Source organism: Nonomuraea sp. NPDC049709, assembly GCF_040674815.1.
Classification (GTDB): domain Bacteria; phylum Actinomycetota; class Actinomycetes; order Streptosporangiales; family Streptosporangiaceae; genus Nonomuraea.
On the sequence record NZ_JBFANM010000076.1, the window covers coordinates 1 to 21,318 of the forward strand.

Consider the following 21,318-nt stretch of genomic DNA (forward strand, 5'->3'; position numbering starts at 1 on the left):
AGGTGCAGCAGCCGCCAGAGGCGGCGCCGTACCTGCGCCCGCATCTTGGCGATACGGGCGAGCATCGCCTCGTCCAGGCCGGCCAGGGCGCGGTGTGTGGTGGAGTCCGAGGGAGCCGCTCCGAACAGCGCCGCCTGGTGAGTTTGCAGCCGTTCGGCTTCCAGCAGGCTCCGCGCGCCGTACGCGATCGCCGCGGCCAGGGCGACCAGGACGTGCGCGCGGTTCCGCCAGGTCGCGCTCTGCCCATCCGGCCACAGCCTGCCGAGCGCCTGGGTCAGCCCTACCCGGTCGGCGAGCTTGTGCAGCAGCACCGCTCCCGCATGACCCACCAGCCCTTTTCCGTCGGCTGTGACAGACAACCGGCGGTCCCACCCGGTACGCTCGTTCACCAGAAAGGTGCACCTGCTTCTGCACTGGATATGGCGTCGACACCCAAATCCTTGCAGGTCAGGGGCACCTTTTCTCATGTTTCAGGCAGAGCCGGCTCCCTCGGCTGAATACCCGAGGTGAACGTGACCAGTTGTGCGCATACATCGATGAAGTGCTCGCGGAGGCAGGCGTCGATCTCGACGGACTGGCCGCACGTCGAGGAGTGCCCAGGAGCGATATCACTGACGAGTGGCGGACGTGGTGAGGCCCAGAACACGGTCACGGAGCGCGTAAGCCTCGTCCTCGTCCCTGGGCGCCATCGGAGTGCGAAGCTGAGATCGCTGACCAGCAGGACACGGACATCGTCAGGGACCATGCCCTCCAACTGGCCCATGGCTCAACCCGGACGGCCCGCCGGCGTGCGGGCTGACAGCTCTCACAGCTCCTCATCGCGCACGCGCTCTGTTTTCGAGGCCCAAGGAGCGCTGCAGTCTCAGCCGGAGCAACAGTCAAGATCTGTGGATCGTGAGTTCCTGGGCGGCTGTGGGGACGGGTGATTCTGTCGGACGTTCGACGAGTTCGCCGTCGATGAAGGTGGCGCCAGCGCGGACCCCCGCTGACCGAGCCAGCCGGTCACCGCGGCGATGGTATGACCCTCGACCTGGCGGAGCAGCCCCTGGCCGCCGGACGGATCCACGACGCCGGTATGTCGGCGATCCACTGCCGTGGCCCAGATGCCGGTGGCCTCCTCCAGCGCCCAGCGTAGGACGCCCGCGGCGGACCTCGTCAATGCCCAGCCTAGCGACCGGCCTCGGCTGGACGGGCAGCACACGGCGGGCGTGCTCGGCGAACGCCGCCGACGCGATCGGCCGCATCAGCCGTTCGGGGATGAAGGCGGTTCCGCGGACGTCGCCCGGCGCGATGCCGAGCCTGTTCGGGGCCCGGTGATGCGGTATATCTGCAATCGGGCGCGGTGTTCTTCCGGCTTGGGTTCCCATGGTTGCCAGGGTTGGCCGTTTGCGGGGTTCGCGGCGTGTGTTGCTGGCTCCAGCAGATGGGGGAGCAGGCCATGGCCGTACTTCTGGCTGGAGTGGCCGGGGAGTGCCACCCGCGCCATCTTCGCGGTCATCACGGCGCCGCGTGCTGTACAGGCGAAAACGATCAAGCAGCCTCCTTCGTCGGATCGATGCGATCGTGATGACGCAAATCCCGCCTCGCGCGGGTTGTATATGGGCGGGCGCGGTAGGGGATGACGAGACCGTGCGAGCTTCGTGGATGGGCAGCTTGTCGGGGTGGGGAACTGGCCGGGATGGTGACGGCAGTGCAGGGATGAACGGCACCTCCGGTGGGGGTTTGCGCACGTATTTGGCACGATTCCTCGTGGTGGTCGTCCAATTTTGGTGCGGCTGTAGGGGTTGCCGGTGGCCGGGATGGCGGGGATCTAGGGCCTGAGCTGGGGAAACGCTATCAAGATCATCCCGTGCATATCCCCTGATCATGGTCGTCCGGCTGCATGCTGGCGCCGTCGGTTGCCTATCAACGGCGCAAAACAAAAGACCTGCGGCTGTGAAACCGCAGGTCAGGGGCCGAATATGGCGATCTAGGTGAGTGCCCCCGGCAGGATTCGAACCTGCGGCACCCGCTTTAGGAGAGCGGTGCTCTATCCCCTGAGCTACGGAGGCGGACTCCCGTAAGCCTAGCGAAAGTCTGGCACTGCGTGGGACGTCGGGCGGCGATCAGTTTGGCTGGGTTGGTTATGGGTGCTCTGAGCTGCGGTAAAGGCCTGACAAGTGATCAGATTCTTGTTCGTCGTGCGTGGATAGCGTCTGCCTGTGACCAGGAGGCGAAGCACGCAAGCCCGTCGGCGGCCCGTTGTGTTGTTCGGGGCGTTGCTGGCGCCGGCGATTCTTGCTGGCGGGTTGCTGGCGGGGGAGATACGCGGGTTCGAGGTGGAGGGGGCCGCTGCTCGGGGTGGCGGGGTGATGGAGGTGGCGTTCGCGCCGGTGCTGGTGCCTGCGCCGGCTCGGCCTGATCGGTGGTACGAGGGCGTTGTGCCTGCGCCTGTGCGGGCCTTGCCTGATCGGGGGCGGGAGGTGGCTTCTGGGAAGGGGGATCCGGAGGCCGAGGTTGAGGTGGAGGTTGAGGAGCCTGTTACGCCGGCTCCTGTGCGGACTCAGGCCGGGTGCCCGGGTGAGTGGGTGGACACCTGGTTGTGGGAGTTGTGCCGGGATCGGGAGCAGGAGGCGGCCAGGGGGAGTTGGGTGCCGGGGATCTGAACCCGGGGGTGGTGGCCGGGCGTACCTCTCGGTAGAGGCGCTATGGATGGGTGTGGGGGTGTTGCTGTGCGTGTGGGGTGTGCAAAGTGGGCTATTTGTCTCATAACAGCTCTTCGGAGTTCGGTCCGGGTACTCAGGGGGCTGTAGTAACGTGCGTGCCTGACCCGGGTAACGAGATTGCAAACGGAGGAGTCGAACGTGCCAGCCCCTCGATCAGCGGGTCTGATCGCGGTCGTCATGGCGGTGGCTTCTCTCTTTGTGCCTGCGGGGACGGCGTCCCCGGCGCAGGCTCAGGAGGCCCAGCGGGTGCTGGAGCGGCGGAATGATCCGTCCAATCTGACCGAGTTGCGGAAAGAGGCCGAGCAGTCGGCCAAGGAACTCGAGGAAGCCACCAAGGCGCTGGAGAAGCGGCGGGCCGAGATCGCGGCCTCCGAGAAGGAGCTCAAGACCAAGCTGACCGCGTTGCAGGAGCTCGAGCAGCGGCTGGCCGTCATGCGGCAGCCCGTGTCGCAGATGGCCGAGTTGCTGTACGAGCAGCCGCTCGTGGCCGGTGGTGTCATACCGTTCCTGTCCGGGAGCGCGGACGAGAAGACCTTGCGGGCCCTGTCGGACGCGAACCTGATCGTGGCCGCACGGCAGCAGGCCGTCGAGCAGACCAGCGCGCTGCACAAGGAGGCCGAGCGGCTCGCCGGTGAGGCGCAGGAGCTCCGGGCCGGCAACCTGCTCGCGGAGGCGCAGCTCGCGGCCGAGGTCGATACGTTGCGGCAGCGGTCGGACAAGATCGTGAAGTCCTTGACCGCGGCGCTCGTGAAGCTGGGGATCAAGATTGACAAGGTGGGACGGGCGGCGCTGGGGTGCAACCCGCTGCGGGCGGCCACGGCCGGTGACTATCCCAACGGGCTGATCCCCAAGAGCATGCTCTGCCCCCTGCAGCAGAAGGGGTTCAGTCTCCGGGCCGACGCCACCATCGCCTTCGTGAGCCTGAACGAGGCTTATCGGCAGCGGTTCGGCAAGTCCATGTGCGTGACGGACGCGTACCGGAATCTTGCCGAGCAGCAGTCCATCTACTATCGGCGGCCGGGTTTCGCGGCGGTGCCGGGGCGGAGTAACCACGGGCTCGGGCTGGCTGTGGACCTGTGTGGTGGGGTGGAGAGGTCCGGGTCCGCGGAGTTCGTGTGGATGGAGAAGAACTCCAAGAGGTACGGGTGGTTCCATCCGTCGTGGGCCTACAGCAGCCCGTTCGAGCCGTGGCACTGGGAGTATGACCCCAAGATCGATTCTCTGCTCTGATCCTCTCTAGACCTGGGCCACTTCGGCGCTGCAGAAGGCGCAACGGGAGGCGGCCTTGGGGATCTCCGACAGGCACTCGGGGCATTCACGGGTCTTCGACTCGACCTTGGCGGCGGAGCGGGCCTTGAGATGCGTGTACGGCTTCACCACCATGAAGTAGATCACCGCGGCGACCATCAGGAACGAGATGACCGCGTTGAGGAAGTTGCCGTACATGAAGTTGGACTGGCCGATCGTGACCTTGAGCGAGGAGAAGTCGGGCAGCCCGCCGAACGCCGAGATCAGCGGGGTGAGGAGGTCGGCGACGAACGACTGGACGATCGAGTTGAAGGCCGCCCCGATGACCACCGCCACGGCCAGGTCGATGACGTTGCCCTGCATGAGGAACTTCTTGAATCCGTTCATGCCAAGAGATCGTAGCCGAATGATTACCGAGAGTTAGGTTTGATGGTGATCGAAAGGCGGGCGTGGGTTTGGGCGGCTGCCAGGTCGGCTGCTTGGGTCGGGGTGGTGGCCAGGACGATCAGGGCGCCGTCTTCCCCCGGTGATGCCGCACCTTTCGGGCGGGGGATGGTCAGCACCGTGGTGTCGGGGGCCAGCTGCCGGGCTGGGCCGCCTTCTCGGTAGGAGGCCAGGAGGGTGATCGTCGAGCCAGGGGAGATCAGGGTGGCCGTGGCCGCGTCGGCTATGCGCACGGGGGTGGCGACCAGGCCGGGCGGGAGGGGGTAGGTGGCCAGTAAGCGGACATCGGTCAAGGGCTCGCCCCGGCGCATGGGGGTGGCCAGGGTTTGGCCTGCTGTGATGGTGTGGACGGCTCCTGCGGGCGGATGGTTGAGGGCGACCGGGTGGAAGTCTTGGGGGTGGAGGGGGCCGGGGGGCAGGTCGCGGGCGGCGGCCAGGACCGTGGTGGCGGGGGTGGCCGGGCGGGTGGCGATGAAGGCGGACATGACGGAGATGGCGGCGAGCGCCGCCGCGATGAGGCGGCGGCGACGGCCGTAGCGGGTCAGCCAGGACCGGATCACGGTAGCTCGAAGGGGAGCTTGATGCCGTCGAGGGCCGAGCCGCAGGGGCAGGTGCGTTCCTCGGGGAGGGACTGGACGGTCTCGGACACCAGGGTGCGCATGCGGGCGACGTTTTGCGCGAAGAACTCGAGGACCTCGTCGTGGGTGACGCCCTGGCCGGCCTCCACGCCGGCGTCGTGGTCGGTCACGAGGGAGATGGACGTGTAGCACAGGGCCAGCTCGCGGGCCAGGATCGCCTCGGGGAAGCCGGTCATGCCCACGATCGACCAGCCGTTGCCCGCGTACCACTGCGACTCCGCGCGCGTGGAGAAGCGCGGGCCCTCGATGACCACCAGCGTGCCGCCGTCGACCGTTTCCCAGCCGCCTGAGCGCGCGGTCCGCACGGCTGTGGACCGGCCCGAGGGGCAATAGGGGTCGGCGAAGGAGACATGGACTGCGCCATCGATGTCGTAATAGGTCTGGACGCGGCCAGAAGTGCGATCTACGAGCTGGTCGGGGATGACCAGGGCGCCTGGGCCGTACTCGGCTCTCAGCGAACCCACGGCGCTGGGCGCGAGCACCTGGCGGACGCCGAGCATGCGCAGTGCCCAGAGGTTGGCACGATAGGGGATGCGGTGCGGCGGGAAGCGGTGATCTCGCCCGTGTCTGGGGATGAACGCCACGGAACGCGAGCCGATGCGTCCGACCGTGACGACATCGCTCGGGGGGCCGTAGGGCGTGGCGAGCTGGATCTCCTCCGCGTCGTCGAGCAGGGAGTAGAAGCCCGAACCGCCGATGACGCCGATGTCTGCGCGAGTGACCATGGCGCAGAGAGTAGCCGGATCGGCGGGAGGCGAGGACGGCCAGAACGGGGTTCTGTGGATAACTCGATTGCCCAGAGTAGGTACACCAGTACGAAGAGTAGGATCGCCGCATGCGGCAACAAGGCCTCGGGCTCATCATCGTCGCGCTCATGCTCGGCATGCTGCTGGCTGCGCTCGACCAGACGATCGTGTCCACGGCCCTGCCGACGATCGTGGGCGACCTCGGCGGGCTGGAGCATCTGTCCTGGGTCGTGACCGGCTACCTGCTGGCCTCCACGGTCTCGACGCCGCTCTGGGGCAAGCTGGGCGATCAGTACGGGCGCAAGAAGCTGTTCGTCAGTGCCATCTGCATATTTCTGGTCGGGTCGGCGCTTTGCGGGCTGAGTCAGAACATGGGGGAGCTCATCGCCTTCCGGGCTGTCCAGGGGCTCGGCGGGGGCGGGCTGATGGTGCTGGCCCAGGCGATCGTGGGGGACGTGGTCTCGGCTCGGGAGAGGGGGAAGTACCAGGGGTTCTTCGGCGGGGTCTTCGCTGTTTCCAGCATCGTGGGGCCGTTGCTGGGCGGGCTGTTCGTGGATCACCTGTCGTGGCACTGGGTCTTCTACATCAACCTGCCGCTGGGGGTCGTCGCGCTGTTCGTGATCGCGACGGTGCTGCCGAGGGACGACACACGTACCAAGCACGCGATCGACTACGCGGGCGTCGTGCTGCTCGGCGGGGCGACGTCCTGTCTTGTGCTGCTCACGACCTGGGGCGGGACGACGTACGGGTGGAGCGATCCGGTCATTCTGGGGCTGGCGGGGGCTGCGCTGGCCCTGCTGGTCGGCTGGGTGGTCGTCGAGCGGCGGGCGGCCGAGCCGGTGTTGCCGCTCGGGCTCTTCGGGGTCAGGGCGTTCGCGATGTCGTCGGTGGTCGGGTTCGTGGTGGGGTTCGGGATGTTCGGGGCGCTCACCTATCTGCCGCTCTTCTTGCAGGTGGTGCATGGTGTCAGTCCGACCCTGTCGGGGGTCTACCTGCTGCCGATGATGGCGGGGATGTTGACCATGTCGATCGTGAGCGGCCAGATCATCGCCAAGACCGGGAAATATCGGTATTTGCCCATCGGGGGGACGGCGTTCGCGAGTGTGGGGATGTTCCTGCTTTCCACGATGGACGAGCGGAGCAGCCTGCTCACGATGGGCGTATACCTGCTGGTGCTCGGGATCGGGCTGGGGATGACCATGCAGGTGCTCGTGATCGTGGTGCAGAACGCGGTCGACTTCAAGGATCTCGGTGTGGCCACGTCGGGGGCCACGTTCTTCCGGTCGATCGGGGGGTCGTTCGGGGTGGCGGCGTTGGGGGCGGTGTTCTCGGCCACGTTGAGCGACGATCTGCGGGAGGTGCTGCGTGGTGCGCGGTTGCCTCCGGGGTTCGATCCGAGGAGTGTTCAGGAGGATCCGACCGTCGTCCAGCGTTTGCCGCGCGGGCTTGCGCTGGAGTTCCTGCACGTTTATGCCGATTCGATCGCGGCCGTGTTCCGGGTGGCCGGCCCTGTGATGCTGGGGGCGTTTCTGCTCAGCTGGTTCATACCGCAGGCCCGGCTCAGGGAGACGACGAAGGCGGCGGATATCGGGGAGGGGCTGGGGGCCACCTCGGCGGAGCGGTCTTCGCTGGCCGAGGTGGAGAGAGGGCTCGTACGGCTGGCCGATGCGGATCTGCGTCGGGGCTATTACGACCGGCTGGGGGCGTTGGCCGGGTTGAGCGGGATCCCGCCGCAAGGGGTGTGGGTCGTCGCCAGGCTGGGCGGGGAGGGGTGGGTGCAGGCCGAGGCGCTGGCCGAGCGGGCGAAGGTGAGCAGGGAGCATGGGCGGCCGTATGTTGATCAGCTCGTGGCGGCGGGGCTGGTGCGGCGGTCGGATGACGGCGATGCCCTGCGGCTCACGTCGGCGGGCGATGAGGCGGCCGTACGGCTGCTGCGGTGCTCACGGGAGGGGTTGAGGCGCTTGGTGGCGGACTGGGGGCCGGATCCGCAGCTCGAACGGCTCGTCGATCGGATCGCGCCGGAGCTCCTGGGGGATCCGGTCGATCGGCCTCGGTAGTGGCACGGGCCGTGGATCGTGGGTGAGGAGGCGGGAGCATGCTGAAAGCCGTCCCCACACGGTGCAGGCTGTCCCCGTGGAGGCGAAGACAGTTGCGGCGGCGGAGGGCATGCCGGTTCGCCGCCGGCCTGCCTGAATCGCGGGCTCGCGATATCCCTCATGCGAGCATGCGAGCCCGACCGCCGAAAGCAGACGGCCTGACGGTTCCTCGGGAGGCCGGTGGAGCCACGGCCGGCTGCCCTGTCGCTTCGCCGAGCGCCTGGTCGAGCCGTAGGTTGCTGGGCTCGCCGTTTTGGTGCGAGCTCGGCCGGCTGAAGGCGGACAATCTGCCGGTTCCCCCGCATTGCCGACCACGGACGGGCCTGGTCAGCGCGTCAGGAACGCCGGCTCGGCGCCCAGCTGCTGGTGCGCGGCAGCGCCGAGTGCTGGACCGTACTGGACCACGCCGGGCGGCCGCGCGACATCAGTACGCGAGCCCGAGCAGGTGGGTCAGTTGGAGGCGGCGGCCGGGGCGGGGGTGGTCGTGGACGACGAGCTCGAGTCCGACGACTTGCTCTCTCCCGACTTCGACGAAGACGGGGTCGACGAGGAAGCGGCGGCCGTCGAGGACGACGAGCGGTTGTCCGTCCGGTAGAAGCCGGAGCCCTTGAACACGATGCCGACGGCGGAGAACACCTTCCGCAGGTTGCCCTGGCAGGTCGGGCAGACCGTCAACGCATCGTCGGTGAACTTCTGGACGGCCTCGAGCTGCTCACCGCAGTCGTTGCAGGCGTACTGGTAGGTCGGCACGCGCTCCTCCTTCAAACTTTGGCACTCGAGCGATGCGACTGCTAATGGTAACCGATAGGGTCAAACACCTATTCCAACCCCCGCTCTCCGTACCAGCCGGCCAGCTTCCCGCTGCGGCTCACGGCGCGCAGGCGGCGTTCCACCTGGTCGCGGCAGGAGGCGGTGGTGACCACCAGGAGCTGGTCATCGGCCCGGAGCCTGGTGGTGGTGGCGGGGACGAAGGATTTGCCCTCGCGTACGACAAGGGTCACCGCGGCGCCGGCGGGCAGCCGGAGCTCGAAGACCTCCACACCGTGCAGGCGCGAGCCCATCGGGATCTTGACCTGCAGCAGGTCGGCCTTGAGCTCCTCCAGGGGCGCCGACTCCACCTCCAGGTCGTGTGCCTCGCCCGGCGCGATCACCCCGAGCAGCCGCGCCGCGAACGGCAGCGTCGGCCCCTGGAGCAGGGTGAACACGATGACGATCACGAAGACTTGGTTGAAGACGTCCTTGGAACCCTCGACGCCGGCCGCCCAGGGGATGGTCGCCAGGACGATCGGGATCGCGCCGCGCAGGCCGGCCCACGACAGGAACGCCTGGTCGCGCCAGCCCACCCGCCCCAGCCGCAGCCCCCACGTCAGCAGGGAGCTGACCAGGACCGAGAGCGGGCGGGCCAGGAGGACCAGGATCGTGCCGGTGATCAGGCCGGGGATGATGGCCGACGGCATCTCGTCGACGTCGGCCAGCATCCCGAGCATGACGAACAGCCCGATCTGCGCCAGCCACGCCGCGCCCTCCGCGAAGCCTCTGGTCGCCGCCCGGTGCGGAAGGCGTGAATTGCCCAGGACGAGTGCCGTCAGGTAGACGGCCAGGAAGCCCGAACCGTGCAGGAGCACGGCGCCGCCGTACGAGACGAACGTCAGGGCGAGCACCGCGATGGGATAGAGGCCGGAGGCGGGCAGGGCGACGCGGCGCAGGGCGTACGCGCCCGTGGGGCCGATCGCGAGGCCGACCGCCGCGCCGATGACCAGCTCGACCGAAGTCTCGAGCAGGAACGTTCCCAGCGTCGCCTGAGAGTGCGAGGCCCCGCTGAGCAGCACCACGGCGATGACCGTCGGCGCGTCGTTGAAGCCCGACTCCGCCTCCAGCACCCCGGCCAGGCGAGGCGGCAGCGGCAGTCTCCGCAGCACGGAGAAGACGGCGGCGGCGTCCGTTGAGGCCAGCACCGCGCCGAGGATCAGCGCCGTCCTTCCGTCTATGCCGAGAAGTCCCTGTACGGTCAGCGCCACCACGACGATGCTGACCGCCACGCCCACGGTCGCCATCACCATGGCCATGGGGACGGAACGCCGCACATGGGACCAGTTCGTGGTCAGACCACCCTCGGCCAGGATCACCGCCAGCGCCGACAGGCCGATCTGCTGGGCCACCTGAGGGCTCTCGAAAGGGATCCCGACCCCGGAAGGCCCCAGAGCCAGCCCGAAGCCAAGGAACACCAGAAGGCTGGGCAGACCGGTGCGATGGGCGATGCGTACGGACGCGATGGCCGCGATGACGATCGCGCCACCGAGGAGGAGCCAGACATCAAGTGTCATCTGGCTCCCCTCTCGTATCTGCGTTCACATAAGACTAGTGAGTCCCGAAGGCGTCATCGCATAGCGGACCTGCCGGTCATGCGGCTCGCGGGGGACTCCGTCGATGAGCTCGCCGTCGTGCAGCAACGCCACCGTCGGGACGTTCGGGCCGACGCGGGACAGGGCCCGGTCGTACGAGCCGCCGCCGCGCCCGAGGCGTACCCCCGTCGTCCGGTCCACCGCCAGCGCGGGCACGATCACGAGGGCGGCCGTGCGTACGGCGTCCACGCCGCGCCGGGTGTCGACCGGTTCCATGATCCCGTAGCGCCCCGGGGCGAGCGTGTCCGGGCCGTCGTACACCGCCCAATCCAGGTCGTTGTCCTCCCTCAGAACGGGCAGGATGACTGTGGCCCCATGTTTCCAGAGAGCGAACACGAGACCGTGCGTATCCGGCTCCGACCCCGTTGACCAGTAGCAGGCCACCAGGCCGGCCATCTGTACCCAGGGTTGTTCGAGCAGGGTTTCGCGGACCTTGATGGAGTTTGCCCGCAGTTGTTCGGGGGAGAGGTTGGTGCGCGCCGCGTTCACCTCACGGCGCAGGTTCAACTTGTCCACAGGTCCCTCCACTAGGGTCTACTCATGGCTGACTTCGACCCTGTGACGAAAGCCGTCGTGCCCGCCGCGGGTCTGGGCACCCGGTTCCTTCCGGCGACCAAGGCGACACCGAAAGAGATGTTGCCCATCGTCGACAAGCCCGCGATCCAGTATGTCGTCGAGGAGGCAGCCTCCGCTGGGCTCCTCGACGTGCTCATGGTCACCGGCAAGAACAAACGGTCAATCGAGGATCATTTTGACCGGGCGTTCGAGCTGGAGGAGGCCCTCGAGGCCAAGGGCGACGAGCAGCGGTTGTCCCAGGTTCGCGAGCCCGCCTCGCTGGCGACCCTGCACTACGTACGGCAGGGCGAGCCGAAGGGGCTCGGCCACGCGGTGCTCTGCGCCAAGCACCACGTTGGTGACCATCCCTTCGCCTGCCTGCTCGGCGACGACCTGATCGACCACCGTGACCAGCTGCTGAAACGCATGATCGAGGTGCGTGCCACGTTCGGCGGAAGCGTGATCGCGCTGATGGAGGTCCCCAAGGAGCAGGTCTCGCTGTACGGCGTGGCGACCATCGAGCCGACCTCCGAGGACGACGTCGTCCGCGTGACCGACCTCGTCGAGAAGCCGCCGGCCGACGAGGCGCCGTCCAACTGGGCGATCATCGGGCGTTACGTCATCGACCCGGCCGTGTTCGAGGTGCTGGAGAAGACGCCGCCCGGGCGGGGCAACGAGATCCAGCTCACCGACGCGCTCCGTACGCTCGCGTCGCGCAGCTCCGAGGACGGCGGGCCGGTGCACGGCGTGCTGTTCAGGGGACGCCGGTACGACACGGGCGACAAATTGGACTATTTGCGGACTGTGGTGAAATTTGCGGCAGATCGCGAAGATCTGGCGCCGGAATTCGTGCCGTGGCTGCGGGAGTTCCTTGATGAAATCAGTTGACGCGCATCTGGCCGAGATCCTGGCCACTGTACGTCCGCTGGCCCCCCTTGAGCTGGAGTTGGAGCAGACTCTCGGAGCGACGCTGGCCGAGGACGTGTCGTCGCCGGTGCCGCTGCCGCCGTTCGACAACTCGGCCATGGACGGGTACGCGGTGCGGGCCGAGGACGTGTCGGAAATTCCGGTTACATTGCCGGTGATCGACGACGTGGCGGCCGGGTCCGTGGAGCTGCGGGCCGTGGGGCCGGGGCATGCCGTACGCATCATGACCGGCGCCCCCATGCCCGCCGGGGCCGACTCCGTGGTGCCGGTGGAGTGGACGGACGGCGGCACGGTCTCCGTACGCATCGACCGCCGCGCCGAGCCCGGCAACGCGATCCGGCGGGCCGGGGAGGACGTGCAGGCCGGCGAGATCGTGCTCAAGGCGGGCACCCTGATCGGTCCCGCGCAGCTCGGGATCATCGCCGGGGTCGGGCGGCGGCGCGTCTGGGCGCGGCCGCGGCCCCGGGTCGTCGTCATCTCCACCGGCGCCGAGCTGGTCGAGCCGGGCGGGACGCTGGAGCGCGGGCAGATCTGGGATTCCAACAGCTACACCCTGACGGCCGCTGTGCGCGAGGCGGGGGCCGAGGGGTTCCGCGCCGGATCCGTCGGGGACGATCCGGGCGTGCTGCTCGACCGGCTGGACACGCACCTGGTGCGGGCCGATGCGATCATCACCAGCGGTGGGGTGTCGATGGGGGCGTACGAGCCGGTCAAGGAGGCTCTGTCGCCGCTGGGGACGGTCCGCTTCGAGAAGGTGGCGATGCAGCCGGGTATGCCGCAGGGGTTCGGCGTACTGGGGGAGGACCAGGTGCCGATCTTCGCCCTTCCCGGCAATCCGGTGTCCTCTTTCGTATCGTTCATGCTGTTCGTACGCCCGGCGCTGGACAAGATGCGCGGGCTGCCCGGTGGCATGCCGGAGGCGGTCACCGCGCGGGTCACCGGGCCGCTGCGCTCGCCGTTCGGGCGTCGGTCATACCTGCGGGGCGTGCTGGCCGCCGACGGCACGGTGTCGCCGGCCCACGGGCAGGGCTCTCACCAGCTCGCCGCCCTGGCCTCGGCGAACGCCCTCATCGTGGTGCCCGAGGACGTGACCGAGGTGGCGGGCGGGGCCTCCGTGGAGGTGATCCGGCTGTGAGCTCGGGTGGTGGGGCTGCGGGCTCGCGGCAGGGGGCGCGCCCGGGATGATGGAGCCATGAGCGAGCTCACGCATATCGACGAGACCGGTGCCGCGCGCATGGTCGACGTGTCGGCCAAGGACGTCTCGGCGCGCACCGCCACGGCCACCGGCCGGGTGCTGCTGTCGGCCGAGGTGGTGACGCTGCTTCGGTCGGGGGAGGTGCCCAAGGGTGACGCGCTGGGGGTGGCGCGGATCGCGGGGATCATGGGGGCGAAACGTACGCCCGACCTGATCCCGCTCTGCCATCCGATCGCGTTGCACGGGGTGAAGGTCACGCTCGACGTCGAGGACTGGGGCGTGGCGATCACGTGCCGGGTGAAGACGGCCGACCGTACCGGGGTGGAGATGGAGGCGCTGACCGCGGTCTCGGTGGCGGCGCTGGCGCTGATCGACATGGTCAAGGCGGTGGATCCGGGCGCGGTGATCACCGATGTGCGGGTGGAGGAGAAGCTGGGCGGCAAGACCGGCCGGTGGACGCGGGACGAGGCGTGATGCGCGCACTGGTGATCACGGTGTCGAACCGGGCTTCGGCTGGGATTTATGAGGATAAATCCGGGCCGCTGCTGGCCGACTTGTTGCGGCAGGACGCCGGGTGCGAGGTCGAGGGGCCCGTGGTGGTGCCCGATGGCGAGGCGGTCGAGGGTGCGCTCCGGGAGGGCGTGGCGGCCGGCTTCGACGTCATCGTCACCACCGGGGGGACCGGGTTGACGCCCATGGACCTGACGCCGGAGATGACGGCCCGGGTAATTTTTCGGGAAATTCCCGGTATAGCGGAGGCCATCCGGCTGGCGAATCGGGAAAAGGTGCCTACTTCCGTACTGTCCAGAGGTCTGGCTGGACAGGCGGATGACACCTTGATCGTAAATTTGCCGGGATCGTCCGGCGGCGTACGAGATGGCGTTGCCGTACTCGCTCCGATCCTGCGGCACGCGGTCGATCAGATCCGCGGCGGCGATCACCCGCGCTGACCTCGACTCGAGCACTGCTCGCTGATCCGTGGCGACATCGTGCCCGATAGGGGGATGATGAGAGATGTGGATCGACTTCGTGGCTGGCCGGCGACCCTGAACGAAGGCTCGGTAGGCCTCCGGCCGCTGCGGCTGAGCGACGTACGCGTATGGCGCGAGACTCGGCTGCGCAACGCCGACTGGCTACGTCCCTGGGAGCCCAGCAATCCCGAGACACCCCTGTTCAGGACCGGGCTCGGGCCCTACATCTCCATGGTCGGCACCCTGCGCCGCGAGGCCAGGCAGGGGCTGGCGCTGCCGTGGGTGGTGACGTACGACGGCCGTTTCGCCGGGCAGTTGACGGTGGGCGCAATCGTGTGGGGGTCTGCCCGTTCTGCCCAGGTCGGCTACTGGATCGACGGGGCACTGGCGGGCAAGGGCATCACCCCCACCGCGCTCGCCATGGCGGTCGACCATTGCTTTTTCACCACCGGATTGCATCGGCTCGAAGCGAACATCCGCCCCGAGAACCAAGCCAGCCGTAGAGTGGTTGAGAAGCTCGGTTTCAGGGAAGAAGGCATTCGGCGTCGCCAACTCCACATCGACGGAGCCTGGCGCGACCACATCTGCTACGCGCTGACCGTCGAGGACGTTCCTGGCGGGCTGCTCGTGCAATGGCGTCGCGCTCGTGAGTCAGCCGCTCACGGTGGGTCTCCCGTCGAAGAGGTTTGACGATCTCGCGACACACCGCACCGAATGCTCGTCAATCAGTGACACGCGGTCTTACGGTGCGTGACGTGAGCACATTGAAGGCGCGACGAGCACACCCGCGTCTTCGTGCTGCCCGGAGGTGGTCGTGAGCCCCGCCTTCCTCTACATGGCCATCGTCCTGATGTGGCTTTGCGTCCTGATCCCGATGTGGCTGCGCAGGGACAAGACGAACCTCGCCGAGCTGGCCGAGCTCGAAGAGTATTACACCGGCGAGCACCAACTGCCCGATCTCGACAACCTCGCCCCCGACACCGACGAGGACGACGGCGCTCCCGTCGCCGAGATCGAGAAGGTGGACGTCCGCCAGTTCCGGTTCCGGCGCCGCGCCATCATCGTCGCCCGCCGGCGCCGCCTGCTCTTCTTCACCGCCCTCCTCGTGATCGCCTCCGTGGTGACGGCCGCGGTCGAGATGATCCCGTGGTGGGGCGTGGTGCCCTCGGTGGTCATCATGCTGGCGTACATGGCGTTCCTGCGGATCGCCGTACAGGTGGACAGGGAACGCCGCGAACGCGCCCGCCAGGCGCGCGCTGAGCGCCTGCGGCGGCTGCGTGAGCAGCGACGGGTCGCGGCGGAGGCGGAGGCCGAGATCATCGATCTGGCCGCGCTGCACCAGGACGTCCTGTTCGACCAGTACGCCGAACCGCCCAAGCGGGCGGTGGGGGACTGAAAGGGTGGCGCGAGGACTCCCCGGAGTTTGCTAATCTGGTCGAGTCCTTGGGGATGTAGCGCAGTCCGGTAGCGCACTTCGTTCGCATCGAAGGGGTCAGGGGTTCGAATCCCCTCATCTCCACCCAGGTCAAAGGCCACTTCCCAGTGATGGGAAGTGGCCTTTTTCGTGATTGAGTGACTATCGGTTCTGAGTGCGACGATGACCGCCATGTCGAGGATCGAGTTCTCCTATGGCTCTCCAGAGCATGGTTGGGCTGTGGTCACCATCGGCCACGAAGGGTGTGAGGCCGGGGCGATTCAGGGCAGGCCCGTCAGCTTTCATTGGATTACTGATACCGGAATCCTGTTCATGCTGGCCAGGGCACGTCACGTTGCGTTGCCCCCAGCCCCATTGTCCCGTGGCGATCAGGTTCTGTGCCTGTCGGTGGCGGCTGGCAGCATGACGACGTGACCATGCAGCCCTTCGATGTCTCTTGGCTCTGCGGCGAATACGCTGAGGAGTGCTACAGCTTCATCTACATCCGTGCCACGCCTGAACAGGTGGTTTCCCGCCTCGGCGGTCGATGGGAGGACTTCACGCCGGGTCCCTTCCCCGATGACCCGGATGACTATCCAGACCTCGGGGAGTCTATCGGCGTCACCCCCATCGGTGATTGGACGTTCGTTTTCGATCCTGCCTGGCTCGGCACCCGGGAAGACGTGATCACTGAACTCTCCGAGGGCACCAGCCTCGTCTCCCAGGCCGCACTCGGCATCAAGGGCATTGAGGACTTCTACTGGTGCGAGGATGGCGAGATCCGGTTCGCTTTCGGGAGTGATGACGGATATCGAACGGAGATACCGGATGAACTCGTGGACACGATGGCGGAGATCGACAGGCTCTACCCGTCGTTTCACCAGTTCTACGAAGGGCCTGCTTTCCTGCTTGTCGAGCGCCTGACCGGGATCAGGGTGACGGAGCAGCTGCTGAAGGGCTCCACGCTGATGTGGGGCGTCGTCCCAGAACCGGCCAAGCCGTAACGTTGGCCAGCAGCGAGCTTCTTCATCCTGAAGCAACAGCTCGGAGCGGGGGCGTGTCCACGGAAGCGATGGCAGAGGAGACAGATCGGCCTGAGCCGGTGTCGACGTGCTGGATCTACTGGATCGCGGTCCCGACCGGTGACCAGGCGGGTGTCATGGACGTCTTGGGCCTCTCCTCCTCCAAGCCGATGACGTTCGCCGGGGCCTCGAGAAGTGGCGGCGCCGACGGGCACGGCGACCCAGACGCCGCCGTCACCTGTCGCGGGTCTCCGTCACACCTGAGGTGGACGGCTGGACCATGGTCATCGGGGCCACGTGCGATCCCTGTGACGGCGAGCGTCACGAGGACGTGCTCAGATCGTACGAGGCACTGAGCGCCCGCTACGGAGGAGCCCAGGCCTACTACTAAGGGCGCGAGGCGGGGACGGCTCGGCATGGCTGGTGGCCGAGCACGGCCGCGTCGTGCGCCGGTACGCGGCGACCGGTGAACCCGAGGATGAACTGCTCACCATCGGAGATCCGCTACCTCTGGAACAGGCGCGGCTCGCGGAGCTGGGCCTGCCCGCCGATGGGGACCTGCGAAGCGCGAGCGATGAGCAGATCGAGGAGTGGACGGAGATCACCTTCGGCCTGGCACCCGAGATCGCCGCCGCGTACGGTGTCAGCCCGTTCACCTTGACGCGCGAGACGAAGGTACGGGGAACCGGAGTGCTCGCGCTCACGCCGGGCACGACCGACCACAGGAGCTAAGGGACAGGGGCGGCTCCAACCGCCGCCAGGAGCTCGATGGGGAACTCCCGATCGGCTTGGCCGATGGCGAGCGCGACCCAACGGCCCGCGTCCGGTCGCCGCCAGACGAGCATCTGCCCGCTGATCTGACATAGCTCGTTGATCGGCTCCGGGGCCGGGTCCTCGGTCCACAGGTACGGTTCCAGATCGACCGTCTCGGGGCTACCCCAGCGTGCCGTCAGAGCGGCCACCAGCTTCTGGAAGGCGGTGTCGATCTCCTGCTCGGCGGCTTCGACGGTCTCTTCGCCGCGGTCGTCCCAGAAATCCTGGCTGGCCTGGAGAACGCCGCACGTGGTAGCCCGGACCGCCGGATCGGTTTCCCGCCCGTGCGTGCTCCTGCGGGAAGGGGAGGAAGAGCAGATCCTCAATGATGGCGCATTGTTCTTCGGTGGCCATGCCGTGAGCATGGTGAGCCGGCCTGCGCAGGTGAGCCCCGCGCCGGGCGTCTCCGGCTGAGTGACCAACTGGGTGACAACGGCCGCGGACGGGGACCACGGACGGCGAGGGACCGTCCCCGCAGGTCAGGCAGCGCATAGGCCAAGGTCCCGGCCCTGGTGGAATGGCTTCGCATCGAAGGGTCAGGGGGTGGGATCCCCCATCTCCACCAACGGATAAGGCGAGGTTTCGAGATCATGGACCGGGCCCTTTCGTTGGTCAGACTGGATGAGGGCGGCCAGTAATGGGATCGGCTGGCGGTTCATGCCCCAATCGGCTCAGGGCCCGAGTCAGCGAGAGATCCGCGAAGGTCCTCAGAGCTACTTGTAGTGGGCTGGGGCCAGGAGCAGGCTCGCTTGACTGGCAGCCATGAGGTGAGGAGGGGTGCCAGCTCGGGGATCAGGCTGGTGCCGAAGATGCAGAGAGTCTGCTCCCAGGGGTGGCCGAAGGTGCCGTTGGTCCTGTCTTCGGACAGGAAGACGTAATAGTCGCCGTTGGGGAAGATCTCGACGGGCCAGCTCTGGGTGTCATCAAGGGCTTGGCGGTGGGGCCAGAACCACCAGCATGGGTGCTGCCGTCGAGCACCAGCAGGCGCTGTGACTCGGGAAAGCGCGGGTCATGGCCAACAGGCCAAGGGCGTTGACGGCGTTGTGGGCGGCGGCGAATCCAGACGGGCTCCTGGCGAAAATCGGAGCCAGGTCGATGGTCAGCGACGGTACGGGCTCATTGATGGCCGGTTCGCCGTGCTGCCATGAACGTGGTCGAAAGGTGAAATGCGCGTCGAACGGAGCCCAGTGGTCTTCGTAGCTCTCCGGTTCGATTTGCTGCCAGGGGGTGGCGGTCATGAGATGACCGTAACGGTGAGTGGGGCGAGCCGTGCTGGGGTGGTAGCTGGCCTGAAACCGGAAGGCCCGACTCCAGATCGTGGAATCGGGCCTTCTCTGCGTTCGGGGCTACCTGGTGGATTGTTGGTCTTCAGGCTGGTGCTTCGAGAGCGTCATCATGGAGAAGTCTGCGAATACGGCGCGGGCCCTGCTATTGCGGTCTTGAGATGCGTGGGTGAGCGGTTGAGCATCGTCGAGATCTGCTCGTGGCCTACGAGTCTGGCGACGTCGTTGACGGGACGCCGTCGGAGACCAGCCAGGTGGCGTAGCAGCGGCTTCTGCCCGTACTCGCTGTGTGCGGTTGTCAGGTCATGTGACTCAGATCACTAGTTTGGGGTGCTCGTACAGCAGGTTGTCGGTGGTGCCTGCGATCGTGTCCTGCATGGGCGAGCTGGTCGAGCGAGTGGATGAACTGGACCGCGTGCTGGGAGTCGTGGATCGCGCAGAGGCGGAGCGTCGGCGATGGATGCATCGGATCGCGACGACGATCTGTCGCGATCCGATGCGGCGGATCCTCGTGCTGCGCCGAGCGGAGCAGCTCACTCGCTTTCCCGGCCACTATGACGTGATGGTCGGCGGTGCTGTGGACGTGGGCGAGTCGTATGAGGACGCGGCAGCCCGCGAACTGTCCGAGGAGCTGGGCGCCGGCGTTCCGGTGCGTTTCATGTTCAAGTTCCTGTGCCGGGATGGGGTCAGCCCTGTCTGGTTCGGGGTGCACGAGGCCGTGATCACTGAGCCATTGCTTCCAGATCCGTCCGAGATCGCTTGGCATGCCTGGCTCATAGAGCTCGAACTGCGGGAGGCCGTTGATCGATGGCCTTTCGTTCCCGGTGGGCGAGAGGCGTTGCGCCGATATTCGGTATCCGGGAACGAGGGCCAGCCGTCGGCCGGCTGATCGGCGGCATCGTGTCGCCCGGCTGTGCCGCAGGACAGCGCATGATCGAGGAATGGCGACCGGCGAACGTACACGCGAAGCCGAGCTTGACACTCCGTTCCCGGCCCGCTGCCGCTCAGCGGTGAGTCGACCACTGTACGCGGCTTCGCCCAGGAGGCGGCTACGAGCCGGTGCGGGGCCACTGCCTCATCTGGTCTGCCAGCGGCGGTTCGCGCGGGAAAGTGAGCGTGCGTCCGAGTAGCCGAGACTCCGCGCGAGGCTGTTGAGGCCGGCGGGCCGCATGCGGTGGTACTCCGATCGCCGTACGCGATCGAGTTCTTCGCGCCAGGTGGTGCCGTGGGCGGCGAGCCGCCGTTGGAGGGCGCGAGGGCTTGTCGCGAGACGCGCGGCCACGGCGTCGATGGTGGGGCCTGTCATCAGCGAGTCCCGCAGTAGCCGGCGGAACTGGTCCAGCCATGTGGTCCTCACCGGCAGGGGCGGAAGGTTCTCGGCCTGATAGTGCGAACCGTATGAAGGCGAAACCGGCCAAGACGGGGCATTTGGCCTTGAAAGACAAAAAGCGACCCCTGTTTAGTTTCTTGCCACCCAGACATCCGGCTGCGCCGAACCAGTAGCGCGCGTTTCACGCCGGTCCCCGGACGCTCCGTTCGACGCGGCTTGTCGCATGAAAAAGGGACAACCCGATGCCCGCCGTGACGGTGTCCGCCCGCTCGGCTAGGCGTATTCGGCTCGTGGCGGTACTTCCTTCGCCGGTGAACCCGTTCGCTCCGGCCGCGATCGTGAACAGGCCCTGCTCCCGCTCGGCCAGCCAGCCATCGTCCACCAGCGCTTGAGCCGGGCGCGCATCCCTCCACCTGGCCGCGGACATCCTGCTGACCTCGCCCCCGCACCACGCTCCTGGGGAACCTCCGCGTTCCCGGCAGTTCACGGGATGGCGTGGCCCGCACCATGAGGATGGGTATCGAGCGGCCTCGCCGAACCCCGCCATCGGGCCGGCTCGCCGGCCGCCCCCAGCGCGGTCAGTTCCTCACGCGCGATGGCCAGCCGTTCCAGGCGCCGCTACGCCGCCGCCGGCCGCTCCTCCATCTGCCTGGACAGCTCAGCGTATTGCCGCGATGCGGACTCCTTGGCCCGCTCCAGCTTCGTCAGTAGCGACGTTGCCATCGCCTTCCTTAGGCAGGTCCCAGGCCGTCGCCATCACTCACGCATATATGCAACTCCACAATGTAGGCGACAATGGAATCGCTGACACCAATACTGCGAGATCCCTGATTGAACTCAAAAGTCAGCGCAAAGCCCGCGCGTCCTTGATCAGCCGGAGACCAGGACCGGATGAACGGGCGGGCCCTCGACGAGAAGGACGGCAAACAAGTGCGGCAGCCCAGCAGGGCGCAGCAGATCGTCGGTTCCGGCCAGTTCTTGTGCTGTCCACCAGCGGTGGCCGATGATACTTGTCTTCTCGAAGTCCTCCATTCGAGCGGTGTCGATCTCGAATGCGCGAACTCGGGCCACGTAATAGCGCTGGCGAACCTCATAGACGACGCCGTCTCGCTCCGTGACCCAGGGACGACCTCGCCAGACCTCCGGACCCAATGCCACCCCCGTCAGCCCGGTCTCCTCATGCAGTTCACGCAGCGCTGCCTCCTGATGGCTCTCCCCGGTCTGGACGCCGCCACCCGGGGTATACCAGCGCACAATCCCATGGCGTTGGTCACGACTGGAGAACAGCAGGAGCCGATCAGCGCCATCAATGAGGACGACACGAGCGCTGGGACGCGGAATCAAGCCGACCTCACCCCTCCGCACGGCCATGCTGCGGTTCCAGGGCGGGATGCACGAAAGCTCCTTCATGAACGGTCAGCACCCCGAGTTGCGTACGCGGGAAACGATCATTCTCTCCTTGGGAAACGATCTTCTCAACCCATCTTGCGCCCCAGGCCAGCTCTATTCGTGAACCTCCCACAAGGAAG

Annotated in this window: 21 protein-coding genes, 2 tRNA genes and 2 pseudogenes; 13 read left to right on the plus strand and 12 right to left on the minus strand. The window is 67.3% G+C overall.

Annotated elements, in window-relative coordinates; translation table 11 throughout:
* Nucleotides 1–389: pseudogene (locus AB0J69_RS48550) on the minus strand (IS1380 family transposase); the annotation flags it as partial.
* 1,589 nt (nt 390–1,978) lie between these two features.
* Nucleotides 1,979–2,051, minus strand: a tRNA-Arg gene (locus AB0J69_RS48555).
* Between the two features lie 837 nt (nt 2,052–2,888).
* On the opposite strand from AB0J69_RS48555, the gene AB0J69_RS48560 reads away from it, so the two are divergent.
* Nucleotides 2,889–3,935, plus strand: a complete 1,047-nt coding sequence (locus AB0J69_RS48560) for a D-alanyl-D-alanine carboxypeptidase family protein (protein WP_364132662.1) — start codon at nt 2,889–2,891, stop codon at nt 3,933–3,935.
* 6 nt (nt 3,936–3,941) lie between these two features.
* Here AB0J69_RS48560 and mscL read toward each other — a convergent pair whose 3' ends face one another.
* From mscL to AB0J69_RS48575, 3 genes are read right to left on the minus strand one after another with little or no spacing between them, the layout of a single operon-like run.
* Nucleotides 3,942–4,340, minus strand: coding sequence for a large conductance mechanosensitive channel protein MscL (gene mscL, locus AB0J69_RS48565; protein ID WP_364132663.1), 399 nt, complete (start codon nt 4,338–4,340; stop codon nt 3,942–3,944).
* 23 nt (nt 4,341–4,363) lie between these two features.
* Nucleotides 4,364–4,957: a flagellar biosynthesis protein FlgA gene (locus tag AB0J69_RS48570; RefSeq protein ID WP_364132665.1), complete on the minus strand. Its 594-nt coding sequence runs from the start codon at nt 4,955–4,957 to the stop codon at nt 4,364–4,366.
* On the minus strand, nt 4,954–5,760 hold the full coding sequence (locus tag AB0J69_RS48575; RefSeq protein ID WP_364132667.1) for an S-methyl-5'-thioadenosine phosphorylase: 807 nt from the start codon (nt 5,758–5,760) through the stop codon (nt 4,954–4,956). Before AB0J69_RS48575 ends, AB0J69_RS48570 begins: the two co-directional genes overlap by 4 nt.
* Nucleotides 5,761–5,870: 110 nt before the next feature.
* Between AB0J69_RS48575 and AB0J69_RS48580 the strand changes: the two genes are divergently transcribed.
* Nucleotides 5,871–7,838 carry an MFS transporter gene (locus AB0J69_RS48580; protein ID WP_364132668.1) on the plus strand — a complete coding sequence of 656 codons (1,968 nt, stop codon included), beginning with the start codon at nt 5,871–5,873 and terminating at the stop codon, nt 7,836–7,838.
* A 489-nt stretch (nt 7,839–8,327) separates the two neighbouring features.
* On the opposite strand, the gene AB0J69_RS48585 is transcribed toward AB0J69_RS48580, so the two are convergent.
* The 3 genes from AB0J69_RS48585 to AB0J69_RS48595 all read right to left on the minus strand — a co-directional run bounded on the left by AB0J69_RS48585 (nt 8,328) and on the right by AB0J69_RS48595 (nt 10,795).
* Entirely contained in the window at nt 8,328–8,627 is a 300-nt protein-coding gene (locus AB0J69_RS48585; RefSeq protein WP_364132670.1) for an FmdB family zinc ribbon protein, read from the minus strand.
* Between the two features lie 68 nt (nt 8,628–8,695).
* The gene (locus AB0J69_RS48590; protein WP_364132671.1) at nt 8,696–10,201 is read right to left on the minus strand and encodes a potassium/proton antiporter; all 1,506 of its coding nucleotides are present in this window, start codon (nt 10,199–10,201) and stop codon (nt 8,696–8,698) included.
* A gap of 24 nt (nt 10,202–10,225) precedes the next feature.
* Nucleotides 10,226–10,795 (minus strand): 5-formyltetrahydrofolate cyclo-ligase, encoded by a 570-nt coding sequence (locus AB0J69_RS48595; protein WP_364132673.1) that lies wholly within the window; start codon nt 10,793–10,795, stop codon nt 10,226–10,228.
* A 24-nt stretch (nt 10,796–10,819) separates the two neighbouring features.
* On the opposite strand from AB0J69_RS48595, the gene galU reads away from it, so the two are divergent.
* The 10 genes from galU to AB0J69_RS48645 all read left to right on the plus strand — a co-directional run bounded on the left by galU (nt 10,820) and on the right by AB0J69_RS48645 (nt 17,095).
* Nucleotides 10,820–11,722, plus strand: coding sequence for a UTP--glucose-1-phosphate uridylyltransferase GalU (gene galU / locus AB0J69_RS48600; RefSeq protein ID WP_364132675.1), 903 nt, complete (start codon nt 10,820–10,822; stop codon nt 11,720–11,722).
* On the plus strand, nt 11,709–12,896 hold the full coding sequence (gene glp, locus AB0J69_RS48605) for a gephyrin-like molybdotransferase Glp (RefSeq protein ID WP_364132677.1): 1,188 nt from the start codon (nt 11,709–11,711) through the stop codon (nt 12,894–12,896). The genes galU and glp overlap by 14 nt, the downstream gene beginning before the upstream one ends.
* Before the next feature lie 57 nt (nt 12,897–12,953).
* Nucleotides 12,954–13,430, plus strand: a complete 477-nt coding sequence (moaC, locus tag AB0J69_RS48610; RefSeq protein WP_364132679.1) for a cyclic pyranopterin monophosphate synthase MoaC — start codon at nt 12,954–12,956, stop codon at nt 13,428–13,430.
* The gene (locus AB0J69_RS48615; RefSeq protein WP_364132680.1) at nt 13,430–13,906 is read left to right on the plus strand and encodes a MogA/MoaB family molybdenum cofactor biosynthesis protein; all 477 of its coding nucleotides are present in this window, start codon (nt 13,430–13,432) and stop codon (nt 13,904–13,906) included. Before moaC ends, AB0J69_RS48615 begins: the two co-directional genes overlap by 1 nt.
* Before the next feature lie 66 nt (nt 13,907–13,972).
* On the plus strand, nt 13,973–14,617 hold the full coding sequence (locus AB0J69_RS48620) for a GNAT family protein (RefSeq protein WP_364132682.1): 645 nt from the start codon (nt 13,973–13,975) through the stop codon (nt 14,615–14,617).
* Nucleotides 14,618–14,741: 124 nt separating this feature from the next.
* Nucleotides 14,742–15,323 (plus strand): hypothetical protein, encoded by a 582-nt coding sequence (locus AB0J69_RS48625; RefSeq protein WP_364132683.1) that lies wholly within the window; start codon nt 14,742–14,744, stop codon nt 15,321–15,323.
* A gap of 49 nt (nt 15,324–15,372) precedes the next feature.
* Nucleotides 15,373–15,446: transfer RNA gene (locus AB0J69_RS48630), tRNA-Ala, on the plus strand.
* Between the two features lie 87 nt (nt 15,447–15,533).
* On the plus strand, nt 15,534–15,776 hold the full coding sequence (locus tag AB0J69_RS48635; RefSeq protein WP_364132685.1) for a hypothetical protein: 243 nt from the start codon (nt 15,534–15,536) through the stop codon (nt 15,774–15,776).
* Between the two features lie 2 nt (nt 15,777–15,778).
* On the plus strand, nt 15,779–16,345 hold the full coding sequence (locus AB0J69_RS48640; RefSeq protein ID WP_364132745.1) for a DUF6461 domain-containing protein: 567 nt from the start codon (nt 15,779–15,781) through the stop codon (nt 16,343–16,345).
* 441 nt (nt 16,346–16,786) lie between these two features.
* Complete coding sequence (locus tag AB0J69_RS48645) at nt 16,787–17,095, plus strand: hypothetical protein (protein WP_364132686.1); 309 nt, start codon at nt 16,787–16,789, stop codon at nt 17,093–17,095.
* Here AB0J69_RS48645 and AB0J69_RS48650 read toward each other — a convergent pair.
* From AB0J69_RS48650 to AB0J69_RS48660, 3 genes and pseudogenes are all read right to left on the minus strand, one after another.
* Complete coding sequence (locus AB0J69_RS48650; protein ID WP_364132688.1) at nt 17,092–17,598, minus strand: hypothetical protein; 507 nt, start codon at nt 17,596–17,598, stop codon at nt 17,092–17,094. The two genes, AB0J69_RS48645 and AB0J69_RS48650, sit on opposite strands and share 4 nt — an antisense overlap.
* Nucleotides 17,599–17,831: 233 nt before the next feature.
* A pseudogene (locus tag AB0J69_RS48655) lies at nt 17,832–18,086 on the minus strand (DUF2716 domain-containing protein); the annotation flags it as partial.
* Nucleotides 18,087–18,099: 13 nt separating this feature from the next.
* Nucleotides 18,100–18,414: a DUF2716 domain-containing protein gene (locus AB0J69_RS48660; protein WP_364132690.1), complete on the minus strand. Its 315-nt coding sequence runs from the start codon at nt 18,412–18,414 to the stop codon at nt 18,100–18,102.
* Nucleotides 18,415–18,835: 421 nt separating this feature from the next.
* Between AB0J69_RS48660 and AB0J69_RS48665 the strand changes: the two genes are divergently transcribed.
* The gene (locus AB0J69_RS48665; protein ID WP_364132692.1) at nt 18,836–19,348 is read left to right on the plus strand and encodes an NUDIX domain-containing protein; all 513 of its coding nucleotides are present in this window, start codon (nt 18,836–18,838) and stop codon (nt 19,346–19,348) included.
* 1,311 nt (nt 19,349–20,659) lie between these two features.
* Here the strand turns inward: AB0J69_RS48665 and AB0J69_RS48670 are convergent.
* The gene (locus tag AB0J69_RS48670; RefSeq protein ID WP_364132693.1) at nt 20,660–21,199 is read right to left on the minus strand and encodes an NUDIX domain-containing protein; all 540 of its coding nucleotides are present in this window, start codon (nt 21,197–21,199) and stop codon (nt 20,660–20,662) included.
* Between the last annotated feature and the right edge of the window lie 119 nt (nt 21,200–21,318).